The organism is Frankia sp. CpI1-P (assembly GCF_001421075.1).
Classification (GTDB): Bacteria; Actinomycetota; Actinomycetes; order Frankiales; family Frankiaceae; genus Frankia; species Frankia torreyi.
Window position 1 is genome coordinate 48,200 of the sequence record NZ_LJJX01000018.1, and the last position, 20,813, is coordinate 69,012.

A 20,813-nucleotide genomic window follows, 5' to 3' on the forward strand; every position below is an offset into this window, starting at 1 on the left:
GAGTGTGCGGGCACGGTGGTCTCCGTCGGGGAGGGCGTCGGCACCTGCCGGGTCGGCGACCGGGTGATGGCGGTCGCGCCGTCCAGCATGGCGGCCTTCGTGACGACCAGGGCCGAGCTGGTGGCGCCCAGCCCGGCGGACCTGCGTGACGCCGAGGCCGCCGCGATTCCGATCGCCTTCCTGACCGCCGTCTACGGGCTGGAGTATCTGGCCAGGCTCCGCGCGGGCGAGAAGGTGCTCATCCACTCGGCGACCGGCGGCGTCGGCCTGGCCGCCCTGCAGGTGGCCCGGCGGCGCGGCGCGGAGGTCCTCGCGACGGCGGGCACGCCGGAGAAACGGGAGCTGCTGCGTTCCCTCGGCGTCGAGCACGTGATGGACTCGCGCTCGCTCCGGTTCGCCGACGAGGTCATGGACGCGACCGCCGGCCGGGGCGTCGATGTCGTGCTCAACTCGCTGACCGGGGAGGCGCTGACCCGAAGCCTGGGTCTGCTCGCGCCGAACGGCCGGTTCGTCGAGATCGGCAAGCAGGACATCTACCAGGACAACCACCTGGGGCTCGGCCTGCTCCGCCACAACCGTTTCTTCTTCGCCCTCGACCTCGAACGGTCCTTCGCCGAGCAGCGGGAGCTGATCGCCGAACTGCTCGCCGAGATCGTCCGGGGCTTCGAGGGCGGCGAGTTCGACGCGCTCCCGGTGACCATCTTCGGCTATGCGCAGGCCCCGGACGCCTTCGCCCACATGGCGCAGGCCCGGCACATCGGCAAGGTCGTGCTCCGCCCGGAGGGGACCGAGACGGTCGCCGTCCCGCCCGGCCGCCGCGCGATCCGCAGCGACGCGACCTACCTGATCACCGGTGGGCTCGGGGCGCTCGGCCTGGAGACCGCGAAGTATCTGGTGGCACAGGGCGCCCGCCAGCTGATGCTGCTGGGCCGCAGCGTGCCGTCGGCGGCGGCCCAGCGGGTGATCGAGGACCTCGCCGCCCGGGGGGCCACGGTCGAGACCCGCGCCGTCGACGTCGCGGACCCCGGCGACCTCGCCGCGGTCCTGAAGGAGATCGACGCCTCGATGCCGCCGCCGGCCGGAGTCGTGCACGCGGCCGGCGTGCTCGACGACGGACTGCTGATCCACCTGGACCGGGAGAGGTTCCGCACGGTGACGGCGGCGAAGGCGGCCGGCGCCTGGCACCTGCACCGCCTCACCGCCGACCGGGACCTGGACTTCTTCGTCCTGTTCTCCTCCGCCGCCGCGCTGCTCGGCTCGCCGGGCCAGGGCAACTACGCCGCGGCCAACGCCTTCCTGGACTCCCTCGCGCAGTACCGCCACGCACGGGGGCTGCCGGCGCTGAGCATCGACTGGGGTCCCTGGTCGGACATCGGGCTCGCGGCCCGACCCGACCGCGGCGGCGCGCTCGCGGGCCAGGGCCTGCTCAGTATCAGCCCCCGGGACGGCATCGACGCCCTCGACCGGCTGCTGGGCGTCCCCGTCCCCCAGGTCTGCGTCCTGCCGTTGGACCGCGGACGGCTCCGGGCGGCCGCCGAGGACGGTTCGCTGCCAGGTCTGCTCGCCGGCGTCATCGGCGCCTCGGCCGGGACGGCGGGTGGCCCGCAGCGGTCGGGCGAGATCCGCCGGAGGCTGCTGGCGGCTCCGCCCGGACGATTCCGCCGCGCGGTCCTCGTGGCGCACTGCACCGAGGTGGCGGCCCAGGTGCTCAGGCTCGACGCGGCGCGCGTCGATGTCACCGCGCCGCTGGCGGCCATGGGCTTCGACTCGCTGATGTCGCTCGAACTGCGCCGACGGCTGGAGACGTCGCTGCAGATCGAGCTGCCCGCCACCGTCGCCTGGCGGTTCCCGACCATCGACGCTCTGGTGCCGTTCCTGGCCGACCGCCTGGAGATCGACCTGGCGGCCGGACCGGAGGTCACCGCCCCGCCCGCCACCGCGGGAAGGGCCCCCGGCCCCGGGCTCGCTCTCTACGACGAGCCCGATCTCGACGATGTCCCCGATCTCGACGATGTCCCCGATCTCGACGACGTCCCCGACGGCGACGTCGAGGCGCTGCTGCTGGCCAAGCTCACGCAGATCGACGAAGGAAAATGATCATGACCTCCGTGAACGAGGCGCCTTCCTCGGCCGACACGCTGCGGCGTGCCTACCGCACGATGGGGCGGCTGCAACGCCGGGTCTCCGAGCTCGAGGCGGCCGAGCGGCGTCACGCCGAACCCATCGCGATCATCGNCCTCGCCTGCCGGTTCCCCGGTGGGGCCGTCGACGCCGAGACCTACTGGGGGGTTCTTCGCGACGGGATCGACGCGGTCGGCGAGGTCCCGCCGGACCGGTGGGACGCCGATGCGTTCTACTCGAAGGAGCCTCGCCGGCCGGGCCGGATGAACACCAGGTGGGGCGGCTTCCTCGATCGCATCGACGAGTTCGACCACGAGTTCTTCGGTATCTCCCGGCGCGAGGCCGTCGCCATGGATCCCCAGCAGCGGCTGTCCCTGGAGGTCGCCTGGGAGGCGCTGGAGAACGCCGGACAGGCACCGGGTGAGCTGGCCGGCAGCCGCACAGGCGTGTTCATGGGGGTCTGCAGCAACGATTTCGGCACCGAGACCTTCCGGCTGCCACGTGACATCACGGCCTACGCCAGCACCGGAACCGCGCACAGCATGGTCACCGGCCGGATCTCCTACACGCTGGATCTCAGGGGACCCAGCGAGGCGATCGACACCGCCTGCTCCTCGTCTCTCGTCGCCGTCCACCATGCCTGCCAGGGCCTGCGCTCGGGCGAGTGCGACCTGGCGTTGGGCGGCGGCGTCAACGCCGTGATCTCGCCGCTGCCCAACATCGCCTTCTCCCAGTTTCCCGGAATGGTCTCCGAGGACGGCCGGTGCAAGGCGTTCGACGCGGCCGCGAACGGCTACGTGCGCGGTGAGGGGTGCGGTGTCGTCGTGCTGAAACGGCTGTCGGACGCCGTCCGGGACGGCGACCGGGTCCTGGCCGTGATCCGGGGCGGCGCCGTGAACCAGGACGGGCGCAGCTCCGGGATCACCGCGCCCAACGGGGACGCGCAGCGCGACGTCCTGCGCCGCGCCCTCGCCGCGAGCGGCGTCGGGCCGCACGAGGTCTCCTACATCGAGGCGCACGGCACCGGGACCCGGCTCGGCGACCCGATCGAGGTGGACGCGCTGGCCGAGGTCTACGGGCGGCCGGACGGGACGCCCGTCTACCTCGGCTCGTCGAAGACCAACATCGGGCACGCCGAGGCCGCCGCCGGGATCGCCGCGCTGATCAAGGTGGTGCTGTCCCTCGGCCGGGGCGCCATCCCGCGCAACGTGCACTTCGAACGACTCAATCCGCATCTGTCCTTCGCCGGGACGACGTTCGCGGTGCCCGCAGAACTGACGGACTGGCCGGTTGCGGCGGGACGGCGGATCGCCGGGGTGAGCGCGTTCGGGTTCAGCGGGACGAACGCCCACCTCATCGTGGCGGAGGGCCCGTCCCGGGCCGAGCCCGCCGCCGCCGAGCCCGCCGCCGCCGGCGAGATCGGGGAACCGGCTGCCGGCTGTCACCGTCCCAGGTCGCTCCTGGCGCTGTCGGCGAAGAGCCAGACCGCGCTGACCGAACTCGCCCGGCGGTACCAGGAGCGGCTCGACGGGGACGGCCCCGAGACGGTGGAGGACCTGTGCTACTCCGCCAACACCGGCCGGACTCACTTCCGCCACCGGCTCGCCGTCGAAGGAGCGACCCGTCAGCAGATCGCGGACCGCCTCGGCGACTTCGTCAGGGGCGGGCCCGATCACGAGGTCGCCGTGGGCGAGGCGGGCGACTCGGACGTCGTCTTCCTTTTCACCGGGCAGGGACCGCAGCGTGCCGGGATGGCCCGCGGGCTCTACGAGGCGCAGCCGGTGTTCCGCGAGGTGATCGACCGTTGCGACGAGCTGCTGCGCCCGATGCTGCAGGTGCCGCTGCTCGCCGTCCTCCACCCCGACCTCCTCGACCCTGGCGACCCCGGGTCGGACCTGGTCAACGTGACGACGTACGCCCAGCCGGCGCTGTTCTCGGTCGAGTACGCCATGGCGCAGATGTGGCGGTCGTGGGGGGTCGAGCCGGTCGCGGTGCTCGGCCACAGCTTCGGGGAGTACGTCGCCGCCTGCGTCGCGGGCGCGATGTCCCTGGAAGACGCGCTGACCCTGGTGGTCGAACGCGCCCGGCTGATGAACACGCTGGCGGACCGCGGCGCGATGGCCGCGGTGTTCGCACCGGAGCTGGACGTCGCCATGGAGGTCGCCGACCACGAGGGCCTGGTCTCGATCGCGGCCGTCAACGGGCCGGCCAACATTGTGATCTCCGGTGACCGTGAGGCCGTTGCGTCGCTGTGCGCGAGCTTCGAGCGGCTCGGGGTGGAGACCAAGCGGCTGCACATCACGACCTCGTCGCACTCCCCGCTGATCGAGCCCATCCTGGAACCGCTGCGCCGGGCGGCCGAGCGGGTGCGGTTCAGCCCGCCCCGCATCCCCCTGGTGTCGAACGTGGACGGGGCACTGTGGCCGTGGGACAAGGCACCCGACGCGGACTACTGGTGCCGGCACGCCCGCGAGCCGGTGCGCTTCGCCGCGGGGATCGGCACCCTGCTGGCCGGGGGCTACCGCACCTTCGTCGAACTCGGCCCGGCGCCCATCCTGCTGGGCCTGATCAAAGACGGGCTGCCCGGCGGCCGGGACGCCCTGCTCGCACCCAGCCTGCGGTCGCAGCACGACGACTGGGAGGTCCTGCTGTCCACCGTCGCGCTGCTCTACGCGCACGGTACGGACATCGACTGGCGCGGTTTCGACCGCGGCTGGCCGCGCGCGAAGGTCCCCGTCCCCACCTATCCCTTCGACCGGACGAGGTGCGGCCCGCCGCCGCGCCGCCGCACCGCCGACGAGCCGTCGCCGTCGGAGTACGACGACGCTGCGCCCGGTGACACGGAGCTGCCCGGTGACACGGAGCTGCCAGGTGACACGGAGCTGTCCAGTGACACGGAGCTGCCCGGCGAAGGGGAGCTGCCCGGCTTCGAGGACGACGAGCTGCTCTACCGGCTCGCCTGGCGGCCCGCCGAGCCCGCCCCGGCCTCGGCCGCGCCGGACGTCCCGCGAACCTGGCTGGTGCTGGCCGACGACGGGGAGGTCGGCGACCAGGTGACCGCGTCCCTCGTCGACCGCGGTGCACGCGTCGTGCGGGTCGTCCGGGCCGCCGAGTACCGCTTCGACGGCACGGCCTCGGCCGGTGTCCGCCTCGCCGACCGCGCCGACCTCGTCAGGCTCGTGGACGACCTGGGGCTGGACGTCGGCGAGGAGCTTCAGGTAGTGCACCTGTGGAGCCTCACCGGCGCCGCGACGGAGCCGGACTCCGTCGAGGCCGCGCTGCGCGCGCAGAACGCCGGCTGCATGAGCGCGGTACGCGTCGTGCAGGCCCTCGTCGAGGCCAGGAGCACCATGCCGACGCGGCTGTGGCTGGTGACCCGGGGGGCGGTCCAGCCGACCGAGCCGGGTACGACCCCGCTCGCGGTCGGTCAGGCGACCCTGTGGGGCCTGGGCCGGTCCCTGCAGCAGGAGGCCGCCGCCGTCTGGGGCGGGCTCATCGATCTGGACCCGGCGGCCGAACCCGCCGCGGTCGCGGCATCGCTGCTGGCCGAGCTCGAAGCGGCCGACCACCGGGCCGAGGACCAGATCGCCCTGCGGGAGGGGAGGCGCTACGTCGCGCGACTCGTCCACACCCGCCTGCCGCAGGCCCCGCCCCGGCCCGCCGTCCTGCGCAGGGAGGGCAGCTACCTCATCACCGGTGGTTTCGGCGGTCTCGGGCTCGAGGTGGCGCGATCCCTGGCGCGCCGGGGAGCCCGCCGCCTGATCCTGGTCGGGCGTACCCCGGTCCCGCCGCGCGAGCAGTGGGCCGGGCTCGACCCGGCGGGCGAGCCGGGCCGCCGCGTGGCGGCGGTGCGCGAACTGGAGTCCCTGGGCGCGAGCGTCACCGTCGAGTCGTTCGACGTGTCGGACGAGGCCGCGGCCCGCGCCTTTCTGGAACGTCACGAGCGGGAGTGCCGGCCGGCGATCCTCGGCGTCGTTCACGCCGCCGGGGCCGGGGACGTCGCGCCCCTGACCGACCTGGAGCCGGACGACCTGGAGTGGTGCCTGCGGCCCAAGGCGATGGGCGCCTGGGTGCTGGACCGGCTCTTCGCGGACCGGCCGCTGGACTTCTTCGTCCTGTTCTCCTCGACCAGCTCCATCCTCAGCTCTCCGTTCGTCGCCGCCTACGCGGCCGCCAACGCGTTCCTGGACGCGCTGGCGCTGCAGCGACGCAACGCCGGTAGACCCGGCCTCAGCATCAACTGGGGGATCTGGGAGCGGACCGGGATGGCCGCCCGTGGAGCGCAGGCCACGCCCGGCCACAGCCGCGGCATGGGTGTCCTGCGGCCGGACCAGGCGCTGCGCGTCCTGCACCGGCTGCTGGGCCATGACCTGCCGGGACATGACGAGGCGCAGGTCGCCGTCGTGCCGGTCGACTGGTCGGAATGGGGCCACCGTTACCAGGCGGTCTCCCTGTCGGCCTTGCTGAGCGAGCTGCTGGACGCCCCGGCCGGGGCGCCGGCGGCCGCCGCGACCGCAGCCCCCGGCCGGCGGCTGCCCGCACGCGCGGACCTGCTCGCGCTGCCGGCGCAGCAGCGAGCGGACGCGCTGGCCACCAGGCTCCTGCTGGCCACCGCGGTCACGCTGCGGTCGGAACCGTCGGCGGTCGGGCTCGACCGCCCGCTGATCGAACTCGGTCTGGACTCCCTGATGGCGGTGGAGCTGCGCAACGAACTGGAGGGACGGCTCGGCGTCTCCCTGCCGATCTCGGTCTTCCTCCGNGGAGCGACCGTCCAGGCGCTGGCAGAGCGGATCGTGGACGCCCTCCCAGACGATGCACCCACCGGGGACGCACCCACCGGGGACGCAGCCGCCGCGGACCCAGCCACCGGTGACACCCCCGCCGGGGACGCTGCCGCCGGGCCGGACGGCGCGGTGGCCGGTGCGACCACGGCCATCCGGCGGGTCAGGCGGGTCCAGGACCTCGCGAGCGACCTGCTGGCGCAGCTCGAGCAGACGCCCGCGGGCGAGGCAGGCACCGGGACGGACGGGGAGCGGTGACATGGCCGACCTGGCGGACCTGACCGATGCGGCCGGGCTTTCCGAGCGGCTCGCCGCCCTGTCGCCCGAGAAGCGGGCCCGGTTCGAGGAACTGCTCGCCCAGAGCGGAAGGTCCGAGAACACCTTCCCGCTGTCGGTGCTGCAGCAGGGGATCTGGTTCCTGGAACAGATCAGGCCGGGCAACCCCGCCTACGTCGTCCCCGCCGCCGCGCACCTCCGCGGCCCGCTCGACGTCCGGGCCCTGCGCGACGCGCTGGCCGAGACCGTCCGGCGGCACGAGGCCCTGCGGACCACGTTCGGACTGCGCGACGGCAGGCCGGCGCAGATCGTCCACCCGCGGATGTCCATCGACCTGCCCGAGGTGGAGCTGGGGGACGATCCGCTGGAAGCGCGGATCGCCGAGGAGCTCGCCGGGCCGTTCGATCTGGCCACCGGANCGCTGTTGCGGCTGAGGCTGCTGCGGATCGGGCCCGAGGAGTACGTGCTCGCGGCGGCGCTGCACCATCTCGTCGCCGACGGCTGGTCGGTGGGCATTCTGCTGTCCGAACTGTCCGTGCTCTACGCGGCGTTCGTCGCGGGCCGTCCGTCCCCGCTTGTGGACCTGGAGATCCAGTACGGGGACTTCGCCGTCTGGCAGCAGCAGGAGACGCGCGCGGAGAACCTGGAAGCCGACCTGGAGTACTGGCGTGGTCAGCTGGCGGGCGCGCCGGACTTCCTGGCGCTGGCGACCGACCGCCCGCGGCCCGCCGTGCAGGGATTCGACGGCGCGTCGGTGCCCTTCGAGCTGCCGGAACCCCTGATGNGCGGGCTCGGCGAGCTCGGCAGACGCCACGGCGCCACCGTCTACATGGTGCTCCTGGCCTGTTTCCAGGTCCTGCTGCACCGTTACAGCGATCAGGACGACATCGTCGTCGGCGTCCCGATGGCCGGCCGGGAACGCGCGGAGGTCGAGCCACTGATCGGGTTCTTCGTGAACACCCTTCCGGTCCGGGCGGACCTGGGCGGGAACCCGGCGTTCGTGGCCGCGCTGGAGCGGGTCAGGGACGCCTGCCTCGGCGCGTACGCCCACCAGGCGATCCCGTTCGAGAAGATCGTGTCGGACCTGCGGCCGCCCCGGGACCTGAGCAGGCCGCCGATCTTCCAGGTGGGCCTGTCGTACCAGAGCGACCCGATGCCGCGGCTCGCCGTCGCCGGGGTCGAGTTCGCCCGGGTCCCGCTGCAGGCTCGGGGCGCCCGCTTCGACCTGGAACTGCAGTTCTTCGACAACGCCGGCGGTCTGCGCGGTTGGTTCGAGTACGACCGCGATCTGTTCGACGAGGCCACCATCGTCCGGATGGCCGGGCACCTGCGCCGCGTCGTGGAGCAGGTGGCGGCCCGTCCGCAGACGCCCGTCGACGACCTCGAGCTGCTGGACGACGACGAGCGACGGCACCTTCTCGTCCATCTCAACGACACCGGGCGGGACTGGCCCGGCGCGGGCCTGATCCACGAGTGCTTCGAGGAACAGGTCGGCAGAACTCCACGGGCAACGGCCCTGGTCTTCGAGGGACAGAGCCTGGACTACGCGGAGCTGAACCGTCGCGCGAACCGGCTGGCGCACCGGCTGCGGCGGCTCGGAGTGGGGCGCGACGTCCTGGTGGGCGTCGCCATGGAACGGTCCCCGGANCTCGTCGTCGGCCTGCTCGCGATCCTCAAGGCCGGCGGGGCCTACGTCCCGCTCGACCCCGGCTATCCGCGGGAACGCCTGCGGTACATGCTCGAGGACGCGGCCGTCCCGGTGCTGCTCACCCAACGCGCCGTCCTGGACCGGCTGCCGCCGGTGCGCGCCGAGACGCTCTGCGTCGAGGAACTCCAGCAGGAGCTGCGCGCCGAGCCGGACCACGATCCCGGCGTCGCCGTGGGCGGCGAGGACCTCGCCTACGTCATCTACACCTCGGGGTCGACCGGAAGGCCGAAGGGCGTGATGAACGTGCACGCCGCGATCCGCAACCGGCTGCTGTGGATGCAGGACGCCTACGGCCTGGACACCGCCGACCGCGTCCTGCAGAAGACCCCCTTCTCCTTCGACGTCTCGGTCTGGGAGTTCTTCTGGCCGCTCATGACCGGTGCCACGCTGGTCGTGGCCCGGCCGGACGGGCACCGGGACAGCCGCTACCTCGTCGAGACGATCCGCGACCAGGGCATCACCACCCTGCACTTCGTCCCCTCGATGCTGCAGGTGTTCCTGCGGGAGCCGGACGTGGCGCAGTGCACCGGGCTGCGCCGGGTCATCTGCAGCGGCGAGGCGCTGCCCCGCGACCTGCAGGACCGGTTCCTGGAGCGCTCGGGCGCCGAGCTGCACAACCTCTACGGCCCGACCGAGGCCGCCGTGGACGTCACCGCCTGGGCCTGCGAACGCGACGACGACCCGCGTCCGGTCCCGATCGGGTTCCCGATCGCCAACACCCGGATCCACGTGCTCGACCGGCGGCTGCGGCCGGTCCCCGTGGGGGTGCCGGGCGAGCTGCACATCGCCGGACGGAACCTGGCCCGCGGCTACCTCGGCAGGCCCGAGCTCACCGCCGAGCGGTTCGTCGAGGACCCCTTCGACGCGNCCCCGGGCGCGCGTCTCTACCGGACCGGCGACCTTGCCCGCCACCGCGAGGACGGCGCCCTGGAATACCTCGGGCGACTGGACCATCAGATCAAGCTGCGCGGCCTGCGGATCGAGCTCGGCGAGATCGAGTTCGCCCTGGCCGGGCACGAGCGGGTACGCGAGGCGATCGTGGTCGCCCGCGAGCACGGGCCGGGCGACACCCGTCTGGTCGCGTACCTGACCGCCGCGGGGGAGCCCGCGGACCTCGGCCCGCAGGGGACGGGAGAGCTGATCGATCATCTGCAGCGGCGGTTGCCCGAGTACATGGTGCCCTCGGCGTTCGTCGTCCTGCCCGCGCTGCCGCTGACCCCCAACGGCAAGGTCGACCGGGCGGCACTGCCCGAGCCCGAACTCGACCGATCACGGGTGCGGACCCCCTTTGTGGCCCCCCGCGAGGACCTGCCGCGTGCGATCGCCGCGCTGTGGCGGGAGCTGCTCGGCGTCGAACGGGTCGGGATGAACGACAACTTCTTCGACCTGGGTGGTCACTCGCTGCTGATGGCCGAGCTCAGGACCAGGCTCACCGCCGCCGTCGGTCGGGAGCTGTCGATGGTCGAGCTCTTCCAGCACCCGACGGTCGGTTCCCTGGCCGACCACCTCCGGCGGCCGGCCGCCCCGCGGGACGGCGCGACGGACGCCGCACGCGACCACGCGGAGAGCCGTCGCCGCTCCCAGATCCAACGCCAGCAATCGGCCGCTCGCCGGGCGCGCCCACGAAACGGCAGGTGACCACGTGTCAGACGCAGCCCAGGACCTGGAACAGGTCGCGATCGTCGGGATGGCCGGGCGCTTCCCCGCGGCCCCCGACGTCGACGCCTTCTGGACCAACCTCACGCAGGGTCGGGAGAGCATCGCCGTCCTGTCCGACGAGGAGCTGCTCGCCTCGGGCGTCGATCCCGCCCTGCTGGAACTGCCCAACTACGTCAGGGCCAAGGGAGTGCTGGAGGACGCGGACCTGTTCGACGCGGGCTTCTTCGGTTTCTCCCCCCGGGAGGCGCAGCTGCTGGACCCGCAGCACCGGGTGTTCCTCGAATGCGCGTGGCAGGCGGTGGAATCGGCGGTCGGCGACCCCCGCGCCTTCGGTGGGCGGATCGGCGTGTTCGCCGGCGCCAGCCTCAACTCCTATCTGCTGTTCAACGTGATGGCCGACCCGCGGGCGGTGGAGTCCAGCGCCGCCTACCAGACCCTGCTCGCCAGCGACAAGGACTTCCTCGCCACCCGGACGTCCTACAAGCTCGACCTGCGCGGCCCCGGCATCACCGTCCAGACGGCCTGCTCCACCTCGCTGACGGCGGTGCACCTCGCCTGCCAGAGCCTGCTCAACGGCGAATGCGACCTCGCCCTCGCCGGCGGCGTGTCGGTCGGTGTCCCGCTGCGCGGCGGGTACGTGTACGAGCCGGGCGGGATCCTCTCGCCGGACGGGCACTGCCGNGCGTTCGACGAGGGCGCGGGCGGCACCGTGCCGGGCAACGGCGTGGGCATCGTCGTGCTGCGCAGGCTCAGCGAGGCCGTCGAGAACGGCGACGACGTGCGGGCGGTCATTCGCGGCACGGCGGTCAACAACGACGGGTCGCTCAAGGCCGGCTACACCGCCCCCAGCGTCGACGGCCAGACCGAGGTCATCGCGGAGGCGCTGGCCGTGGCCGACGTCGATCCCGCCACCATCGAGTACGTCGAGACCCACGGCACCGGCACGGCGCTCGGCGACCCCATCGAGATCGCCGCGCTGACCCGGGCCTTTCGCGAGCACACGCAGGACACCGGCTTCTGCGCGATCGGATCGGTCAAGAGCAACGTCGGTCACCTCGACGCCGCCGCCGGCGTCACCGCCCTGATCAAGGCCACTCTCGCGCTGCGCAACGAGGCCATCCCGGCGACGCTCGGCTGCACCGCCCCGAGCCCCGGGCTCGAGCTCGACAAGAGCCCGTTCTTCGTCAACACGCGCCTGCGGCCGTGGCCGCGGCGGGCGACGTCGCCGCGCCGGGCCGGGGTCAGCGCCTTCGGCATCGGCGGTACCAACGTGCACGTCGTGCTGGAGGAGGCCCCCGGCCGTGCGGCCGCCGCGACCGAGGCTCACGACCCTGGCCAGGCGCGGGCGGTCCGCCTGCTGCCGATCTCCGGAAGAACCCCGGCGGCACTGGCGGCCAACGCCGGGCGGCTGGCCGACCACCTCGCGGCGCACCCGGACGCCGACCTCGGCGATGTCGCCTTCACCCTGGCGAACCGCAGGGCCTTCGAACGCCGCCAGGCCGTGGTCTGCCGGGACGTGGACGACGCCGTCGCCTCACTGCGCCGGCTGCACCGCACGGGCGGGTCCGACTCCGCCACGGCCGACGGAACCGAGGTCCCGGTCGCCTTCCTCTTCCCCGGACAGGGCGCGCAGTACGTCGACATGGCCCGCGACCTGTACCGCCACGAGCCGCTGTTCGCGGCGGAGCTCGACCGGACCGCGCGGCTGTTCACCGGCCACCTCGGAGCGGACCTGCGTGACCTGCTGTTCGTCCCCGACGACGAGCCGGACGCGCGGGAGGCTGCGGCGCGCCGGCTGGAGCAGACCGCGATCACCCAGCCGGTCATGTTCGCGGTCGAGTACGCGCTGGCCCGGCTGTGGACCGCCTGGGGCGTGCGGCCCGCGGCGATGGTCGGGCACAGCGTCGGCGAGTACACGGCGGCCTGCCTGGCGGGGGTGTTCTCGCTGGAGGACGCCGTCCGCCTGGTCGCCGAGCGCGGCCGCCTGGTCCAGGCGATGCCCGCCGGCGCCATGCTCGCGGTGTTCCTGCCCGAGCGCGAGCTCACCGCCAGGCTCGGGGACGACCTGTGCGTGGCGGCGGTCAACTCGACCGGGCTGTGCGTGGCGTCCGGCCCCGCCGGGGCGGTGGACGACCTCCACCGGGAGCTGACCGCCGACGGTGTGGCCTGCCGCAGGCTGCGCACCTCGCACGCGTTCCACTCGCCGAGCATGGACGACGCGGTCGCGCCGTTCGTGGACCTGGTCCGCCGGGTCCGCCTGCGCGCCCCGCAGATCCCCTTCTGCTCGAACGTGACCGGAACCTGGATCACCGACCGGGAGGCGACCAGCCCGGAGTACTGGGGCGCCCACCTGCGCGAGGCGGTGCGGTTCGGCGACGCCCTGGACGTGCTTCTCGCCGATCCCGCCATGGTGATGCTGGAGGTGGGGCCGGGGCAGTCGCTCGGCGACTTCGTCCGCCGGCACCGGGCCTACGACGGCCGGACGGTGCTCGGCTCGCTGCGGCATCCCAAGCAGCGGCGCGACGACCGCGACCACCTGCGCAACGGACTCGGCGCCCTGTGGAGCACGGGGGTGCCGGTCGACTGGGCCGCCCACTATGCGGGCGAGGACCGCAGGCGCGTGCCGCTGCCCGGCTACGCCTTCCAGCGGCAGCGCTACTGGATCGAAGCCGGTACGCGACAGGCCCGTGCGCCCGGCGGCCGATCCTCCGGTGTGGAGTCCTCCGGTGCCGGGTTCTCCGGTGCCGGGTTCTCCGGCGTCGGCTGGCGGCGACTGCCCGCGCCGACGGAGCCCGCCGGTCAGGACGATGCCGCGGTGTGGCTGGTGCTGGGCGCCGATCTCGCGCTGGGGCGGGAACTCGCCGAGCGGCTGGAGGCCGAGGGCCGGACGGTCGTCCGGGTGAGTGCGGGCACCGGCGCCGAACCGCGACGCGACGGCGGGTCGTGGTCGCTCGACCCGTCCCGCCGGGACCACCACGGGGCGCTGTTGCGGGCGCTGACCGAGGTCCCGGCGGAACGCGAGCCGAAGTCCGTCCACATCGTGCACCTGTGGAGCCTCGGACACGACCCCCTGGACGGACCGGACGCCGCCCGGCCCGACCCGGCCCGGTTCGCCGCGGCGCGCGCCCTCGGCTTCGACGGCCTGCTCGCGCTGGCGCAGGGGATCGACGACGCCCGCCCGGCGGTCCCCATCGCGATCGACGTGCTCTGCCGCGGCGTTCACAGCGTGACCGGCGAGGAGGCCCTGCAGCCGGAGAACGCGACGCTGCTCGGGCTCTGCACGGTGATCCCGCAGGAGGTCGCGGGCGTGACGTGCCGCACTCTGGACGTGACGGGCGTGGACCCGCGGGCGCCGCGCCAGGAGGCGGTGCTGGCGGTGCGCACGCTCCTCGGCAGGGTCGCCGCCGCCGACGACGATGACGAGGCGGTCGACGAGGCGGTCGGCGAGCTGGCGTTGCGCGGCCGGCACTGGTGGGTCCGCGGCTTCGACCCGGCCCGGCTCGGCTCCGGTCCGGCGCGGCTGCGCGACGGGGGCGTCTACCTGATCACCGGTGGTCTGGGTGGGGTCGGCCTTGCGCTCGCCGAGCACATCGCCGGCGCCGTCGACGGCCCCGTGCTCGGGCTGCTCGGCCGGTCGTCCTTCCCCGCGCAGCAGCAGTGGGTCCCCTGGCTGGACTCCCATGACGAGCAGGATCCGACCAGCGTCCGCATCCGCCGGCTGCGCCGCCTGCAGGAGCTGGGCGCCACCGTGCGCGTGCTGNAGGCGGATGTGACCGACCTGGAGCAGACCGTCCGGGCGGTGCGGGACCTGCGCACGGGCTTCGGCGCCCTGAACGGGGTCGTCCACGCGGCCGGCCGGCCGTCCGTGAGCATGATCGCGGGTAAGTCGCGGGAGGACGCCGACGCGGTGCTGGCGGCCAAGACCCGGGGCACGCTGGTGCTCGACCAGGCCCTGGAACAGGTGCTCGGCCGTCAGGAGCACCCCGGCGAGTGCGACTTCGTCCTGCTGTGCTCGTCGCTGACCGGCCTGCTCGGCGGTCCGGGACAGAGCGACTACGCGGCGGCCAACACGTTCCTGGACGCGTACGCCGAGTGGAAGCGGCAGACGACCGGGGCGCCCTTCACGTCCATCGGGTGGGACACCTGGCNCGGGGTCGGGATGGCCGCCGACCTGGCCGCACGGTTCGGCGGTGACGGCGGCGGGCCGGCCGGGGAACCGACCGGTCACCCGCTGCTCCAGCGGCTGGTGCGCAGGACCGACCAGGCGCGGACCTACCTGACCGTCCTGCGCACGGCCGACAGCTGGATCCTCGACGACCACCGCATCATGGGGCACGGTCTCGTTCCGGGGACGACCTATCTGGAGCTTGTGCGGGCGGCCGTGGNCGAGCAGGCGCGGGGCCGGATCATCGAGCTCCACGACGTGCTGTTCCTGACGCCGATCATTGTGCCGGACGGGCGGCGCCGGGAGATCTACACGACGGTCTCCGCGCACGAGGGCGGCCTGCGTTTCACCGTGCGCAGCCTCGCCGACACNGGGACCGGCCCGGCCTGGCAGGAGCACGCGAGCGGTCTGGTCTCCTTCCACGACGCGGACAGTGAGCAGGCGCGGGACGCGGCGCGCGTGCGCGACCTCGACGCGATCGTGCGGGATCTCGGTGCCACCGAGGTGATCGAGACCGAAGAGAAGATCAAGCGCCGGTTCAAGCTGGACCTGGTCGAGAAGGGCGGTCGGATCGAGTTCGCCTTCGGCCCGCGCTGGCGCTGCCTGCGCAGGATCCTGGTCGGCGACGGCCGGCTGCTCGTCACGCTCGCCCTCGACGAGGAGTTCCTGCCCGACCTCGACGACTACGGCCTGCATCCGGCGCTGCTGGACGTCGCGGGCGCCTCCGCCCGCATCCACGCGCGGGACGTCTTCTACCTGCCCTTCACCTACCGCAGCCTGCGGGTCTCGGCGGGCCTCACCGGCACCGTCCACTGCCTGGTGGAGCGCAGGGACGCGGTGGACGCCTCGGGTGAGACCCTGACCTGCGACTTCGACATCCTCGACCCGCAGGGCCGGTCGCTCGTCCGGATCACCGAGTTCACCATCAAGCGGATCAACGACATCGACGGCCTGCTCGGGCAGATCCAGCGCGCCGTGGAGCAGGCCGAGGCCGAGCAGGACGAGGCCGAGCAGGACGGCGGCGCGGCGGGCGAGGACGCCGTCCCCGGCGCGCTGCGCGCGCTGGGCGAGGGCATGAGCGAGGCCGACGCCGTGGCCGCGTTCGCCCGGATCCTGACCGCGCCGTCCCTGCCCGCGCAGTTGGTGGTCGCCCACACCGATCCCGCGTCCCTGCGACGGCTGGCCCGGTCGATCACGCCCGCGCTGCTGGCCCGCGAGGTGGAGCGGCTCGTCCCGATCGGCGGGACGCATCCGCGGCCCGACCTGGACACGCCGTACGTGGCTGCGGTGACGGGCCCGGAGGAGGCGGTCGCCGGCATCTGGCAGGAGGTGCTCGGCATCGACCGGGTCGGCGTCCACGACGACTTCTTCGCCCTCGGCGGCCACTCCCTGGCCGCCGTCCAGATCGGCGCGAAGATCCAGAGCCGGTTCGGCACCGAGCTGAACCTGCGGACCTTCTTCGACACGCCCACGGTCGCCGGCACGGTCGCCGCGCTCGCGGCGGCGGGGCCGGCGAAGGACGCCGCGCAGGAGGGGATCCGCGCGCGCAGCCGCGATCTGCCCGAAGACGGCGAGACGACCGACCTGGGCGCCCCGGACGGTCTGGACGGTCTGGACGACATCGACGGACTGTCCGACGAGGAGGTGGAAGCGCGACTGCACGCGCTTCTCGCCGCGGAGACGAAACGGCAGGGCGACACCGCATGAGCACCATCGACCTGGGCGGACTGTCACCGGCCGAGAAGCGCGCGCTGCTGGCGGAGCGCCTCAAGGACCGAAAGCGCCGGCAACGGCCGCTGCGCCGGTTCCCCGCCTCGTTCGCCCAGCAGCGCCTGTGGTTCCTGGATCAGCTGACACCCGGCAACGCGGCCTACAACATTCCCGGCGCGCTGCGGCTGCACGGTGCGATCGATCTGGACCTGTGGCGGCGGGCCTGCGCCGAGATCGTGCGGCGGCACGAGTCGCTGCGCACCACCTTCGAGGAGGTCGACGGGGAACCGGTCCAGGTGATCGCCGAGACCGGCGAGCCCGAGTTCGACGTCGTCGAGTGCGGGCACCTGGCGGGGCCGCAGGGCGACGTCGAGATCACCAGGCTCGCCCGCGCGGAGTTCGCGCGCCCTTTCGACCTGCGCACCGGCCCGCTGCTACGGGTGAAGTTCCTGCGGCTGCGTTCCGACGAGCATGTCCTGCTGCTCACCATGCATCACATCGTCGGCGACCTGTGGTCGACCTCCGTCGCCTTCGCCGAGCTCGTCGCGCTGTACGGGGCCTTCCAGGCCGGCGGCGAGGCCGCGAACGCGCTGCCCGACGACCTGCCCGTCCAGTACGCCGACTACGCGGTGTGGCAGCGTGAGCGGCTCGACGGCGGTGCGCTCGCCGATGACCTGGCCTACTGGACGCAGGCGCTGCAGGGCGCTCCGGCCGCGCTGGAACTGCCGACCGACCGTCCCCGTCCGGCCGTGCAGGGCGTCCACGGGGCCTCGCGTCCGTTCCGGCTCTCCGCGCACACCATGGACGCCGTACGCGAGCTGAGTCGCGGCGCCGGTGCGACCCCGTTCATGACCCTGCTCGCCGCCTTCGGGGTGCTGCTGCACCGCTACAGCCGCACGGACGACATCGTCGTCGGGGTGCCGGTGGCGGGCCGGGTCCGGCCGGAGGTCGAGCGGCTGATCGGGTTGTTCGTCAACATGCTCGCCCTGCGGACCGACCTGTCGGGCGAGCCGACCTTCCGGGAACTGGTGGCCCGGGTCCGGCGGACCTGCCTCGACGGCTTCGCGCACCAGGAGCTGCCGTTCGAGCGGCTGGTGGAGGAGCTGCACCCGCGCCGGGACCTGTCGCGCTCCCCGGTCTTCCAGGTCTCGTTCATCTTCCAGAACATCCCTCTTCCCGAGTTCGACGGGATCGGGCTGCGGGTGGAACCGGTCGAGATCGAGACCGTCACCTCCCGCTTCGACCTGACGCTTGAGGTCTTCGACCGGCCGGATGGGCTTCGCGGCTGGCTCGAGTACAACAGCGACCTGTTCGACGCGGCCACCGTCCAGCGCCTGTCGGAGCAGCTGGAACTGCTGGTGACCCGGCTCGTCGCCGACCCCGACGAGCCGGTGGCGCGGGTTGCGATGCTGACCGCCGAGCAGGAGCGACGGCTCCGGCTGGAATGGAACGACACCCGCCGGGACTGGCCGCAACCGCTGCTTACGCACGAGCGGTTCGCCCGCCAGGCCGCGCTGACGCCGGACGCCGAGGCGGTGCGCGCCGACGACGGCGTCCTGACCTACGGCGAGCTCGACCGGCGCGCCAACCGGCTCGCGCACCGGCTCGAACGGCTCGGCGTCGGTCGGGACACGCTGGTCGGCATCTGCCTGGAGCGCTCGACCGAAATGGTCGTGGCGATGCTCGCGGTGCTGAAGGCCGGGGGCGCGTATGTGCCGTTGGACCTGACCTTCCCGCCGGACCGGCTGACGTTCATGGTGGCGGACTCCCGGCTGCCGGTGCTGGTGACCCGGCGGCGCGTGCTGGCCGAGGCGAACGAACTGGGGACGGCCGAGGCGCAGGTGTTGTGCCTGGACGAGGCCGGGCTCGACGCGGAGTCGGACGGCCCCCTGCACGCGCCCGTCGCCGCGGCGGACCTCGCCTACGTCATCTACACGTCGGGCTCGACCGGGCGTCCCAAGGGTGTGCAGATCCCGCACGGGGCGCTCGCGAACTTCCTGAGGGCAATGAAGGAGCGGCCGGGCATCGAGCCCGACGACGTGCTGCTCGCCGTCACCACCCTGTCGTTCGACATCTCGATGCTGGAGATTCTGCTTCCGCTCGTCGAGGGCGCCCGGGTGGTCCTGGCCAGCCGTGAGGTCGCCGCCGACGGCGAACGGCTGGCGGCGGTGCTGGCGACCTCCGGCGCCACCATGATGCAGGCGACACCGTCCACGTGGCGGATGCTGCTCGATGCCGGCTGGCCGGGCCGAGGCGGGATGCGGGTCCTGACGGGCGGGGAGGCGCTGCCCGCCGAGCTCGCCGAGCGGCTNCTGGCCACGGGCGTGACCCTGTGGAACATGTACGGGCCGACCGAGACCACCATCTGGTCGTCCGTCGCGCGGATCGACGCCGGACCGGTCAGGCTCGGCGAACCGATCGCCAACACCGAGCTGCACGTGCTNGACGACCTGGACCGGCCGGCCCCGCTCGGCGTNCCCGGCGAGCTGTGCATCGGCGGCGCGGGTCTGGCCAGGGGCTACCTGGGGCGGCCCGAGCTGACCGCGGAGAAGTTCGTCGCGCACCCCTTCGAGACCGGTCTGGGCGACCGGCTGTACCGCACCGGCGATCTGGTCCGCCGGCTGTCCGACGGCTCGCTGGAGTTCCTGGGCCGGCTGGACCACCAGGTGAAGCTGCGGGGCTTCCGGATCGAGCTCGGCGAGATCGAGTCCGTGCTGGCCAGGCAGCCCGCGGTCGGCCAGGCGGCGGTGGTGATCCGCCAGGATGTTCCCGGGGACCAGCGTCTCGTGGCCTACCTCGTGCCGACGGCGGACGCCCTGGACCGGCCCGCCGTCATTGCCGGGCTGCGTGCCGCGCTGGGCGCGACGCTGCCCGACTACATGATCCCGTCCGTCTTCGTGTTCCTCGATGCGCTGCCGCTGACGCCGAACAACAAGATCGACCGCGGGGCGCTGCCCGTGCCCGACGGCGGCCTCACCGATCTGGGCGCGCACTACGTCGCGCCCCGCGACGAGGCCGAGGCGAGGCTGTGCACGCTGTTCGCGGGGGTGCTCGGCCTGCCCGAGGTCGGGATCGACAACGACTTCTTCGAGCTGGGCGGGCACTCGCTGCTGGCCACCCGCCTGATCGCCCAGATCCGCACCGCCTTCGCGGCCGAACTACAGGTGCGGACCCTGTTCCAGCATCCGACCGTGGCCCGTCTGGCCCCGTGTCTGCGACGCGCCGGGACGGCTCGACCGGCGCTGCGTCCAGCGGTCCGGCCGGACCCCCTGCCGCTGTCGTTCGCCCAGCGCCGCCTGTGGTTCCTGCACCACCTGGAAGGGCCCTCGGCCACCTACAACATTCCGATCGCGCTGCGACTGACCGGCCCGCTGGACGTCGACGCGATGCGTGCCGCGCTGGCGGACGTGGTCGCCCGGCACGAGACGCTGCGTACCGTCTTCCCGGACACCGACGGGGTGCCGTACCAGCGCATCCTGCGCCCCGAGCAGAGCCGCCCGCGCCTGGAGGTGACCGCCGTCGGGGCGGCCGACCTGGCGGCGGCGGTCGGCGCCGCGGCCCGGTACGCCTTCGACCTGGCCGTCGAGGCGCCCATCCACGCCCGGCTGTTCGCGCTCGGTCCCGACGAGCACGTGCTGGTGCTGGTCGTCCACCACATCGCGGCCGACGCGTGGTCGCTGGCGCCGCTGGGCCGTGACCTGGCCGTCGCCTACGCCGCCCGTCGGGAGGGCCGGGCCGTGGCCCAGCCGCCGCTGTCGGTGCAGTACGCCGACTACACGCTGTGGCAGCACGCCCTGCTCGGTGACCAGGACGGCCCCGGCAGCCGGTGGGCCGACCAGCTCGGCTACTGGCGCAAGGCGCTGGAGGGGCTGCCGGAGCGGATCGCCCTGCCCACCGACCGCCCGCATCCGCCGCAGGCCTCCCTGCGCGGACGGACCCTCGCCTTCGAATGGGACACCGATCTGCACGCCGGCCTGACGAGCCTCGCCCGGTCCGGTGGGTCCAGCACGTTCATGGTCGTCAACGCGGCGCTGGCCGCGCTGCTCGGCCGGATGGGCGCCGGCGAGGACATCCCGATCGGCGCCGCCATCGCCGGGCGCACCGACTCCGCTGCCGAGGACCTCGTCGGCTTCTTCGTCAACACCCTGGTCCTGCGGGTGGACCTCGCCGACGCCCCGACCTTCCGCGACCTGCTCGCCCGGGTGCGGGAGACCGGCCTGGACGCCTACGCCAACCAGGACGTCCCCTTCGAGTACCTCGTCGACGCGGTCAACCCCACCCGCTCCCTGGCGCACCACCCGCTCGTCCAGGTCATGATCGCCTGGCAGAACACCCCGGACGCCGCGCTCGACCTGCCGGGGCTGCGGGTGCAGCCGATGCCCGCGGCCACCGN

At 73.4% G+C, this 20,813-nt stretch carries 6 protein-coding genes and 11 pseudogenes; all 17 read left to right on the top strand.

Annotated features, from left to right (window positions below):
• Positions 1–2,097, top strand: a pseudogene (locus tag FF86_RS66270) (type I polyketide synthase); the annotation flags it as partial.
• A gap of 139 nt (positions 2,098–2,236) precedes the next feature.
• Positions 2,237–6,880: pseudogene (locus FF86_RS66275) on the top strand (type I polyketide synthase); the annotation flags it as partial.
• A 1-nt stretch (position 6,881) separates the two neighbouring features.
• Positions 6,882–7,160 (top strand): annotated as a pseudogene (locus tag FF86_RS66280) (hypothetical protein); the annotation flags it as partial.
• 1 nt (position 7,161) lies between these two features.
• Positions 7,162–7,596, top strand: a 435-nt coding sequence (locus FF86_RS48305; RefSeq protein WP_242418747.1) for a condensation domain-containing protein, incomplete at its 3' end; no start/stop codon positions are given.
• Position 7,597: 1 nt separating this feature from the next.
• Positions 7,598–7,962, top strand: a pseudogene (locus FF86_RS66285) (condensation domain-containing protein); the annotation flags it as partial.
• Between the two features lies 1 nt (position 7,963).
• Positions 7,964–8,825 (top strand): annotated as a pseudogene (locus FF86_RS66290) (condensation domain-containing protein); the annotation flags it as partial.
• A 1-nt stretch (position 8,826) separates the two neighbouring features.
• Positions 8,827–9,753, top strand: a pseudogene (locus tag FF86_RS66295) (amino acid adenylation domain-containing protein); the annotation flags it as partial.
• Position 9,754: 1 nt separating this feature from the next.
• Positions 9,755–10,524, top strand: a pseudogene (locus tag FF86_RS66300) (phosphopantetheine-binding protein); the annotation flags it as partial.
• Positions 10,525–10,528: 4 nt separating this feature from the next.
• Positions 10,529–11,226, top strand: a 698-nt coding sequence (locus FF86_RS66305) for a beta-ketoacyl synthase N-terminal-like domain-containing protein (protein ID WP_396229872.1), incomplete at its 3' end; no start/stop codon positions are given.
• A 1-nt stretch (position 11,227) separates the two neighbouring features.
• Positions 11,228–14,305, top strand: a pseudogene (locus tag FF86_RS66310) (type I polyketide synthase); the annotation flags it as partial.
• Between the two features lies 1 nt (position 14,306).
• Positions 14,307–14,693, top strand: a pseudogene (locus FF86_RS66315) (SDR family NAD(P)-dependent oxidoreductase); the annotation flags it as partial.
• Positions 14,694–14,704: 11 nt separating this feature from the next.
• The coding region (locus tag FF86_RS66320) for a hypothetical protein (protein ID WP_396229880.1) at positions 14,705–14,930 on the top strand (226 nt) is incomplete at its 3' end.
• Position 14,931: 1 nt separating this feature from the next.
• Positions 14,932–15,081, top strand: a pseudogene (locus FF86_RS66325) (hypothetical protein); the annotation flags it as partial.
• Positions 15,082–15,214: 133 nt separating this feature from the next.
• Positions 15,215–16,417, top strand: coding sequence for a polyketide synthase dehydratase domain-containing protein (locus tag FF86_RS66330; protein WP_396229881.1), 1,203 nt, complete (start codon positions 15,215–15,217; stop codon positions 16,415–16,417).
• A partial coding sequence (locus FF86_RS66335; protein WP_396229873.1) for a condensation domain-containing protein occupies positions 16,414–18,731 on the top strand: 2,318 nt, incomplete at its 3' end. The genes FF86_RS66330 and FF86_RS66335, both read left to right, overlap by 4 nt.
• 1 nt (position 18,732) lies before the next feature.
• Positions 18,733–18,863, top strand: a 131-nt coding sequence (locus FF86_RS66340; protein WP_396229882.1) for a hypothetical protein, incomplete at its 3' end; no start/stop codon positions are given.
• Positions 18,864–18,897: 34 nt separating this feature from the next.
• Positions 18,898–20,812: pseudogene (locus FF86_RS66345) on the top strand (condensation domain-containing protein); the annotation flags it as partial.
• Position 20,813: the final 1 nt, after the last annotated feature.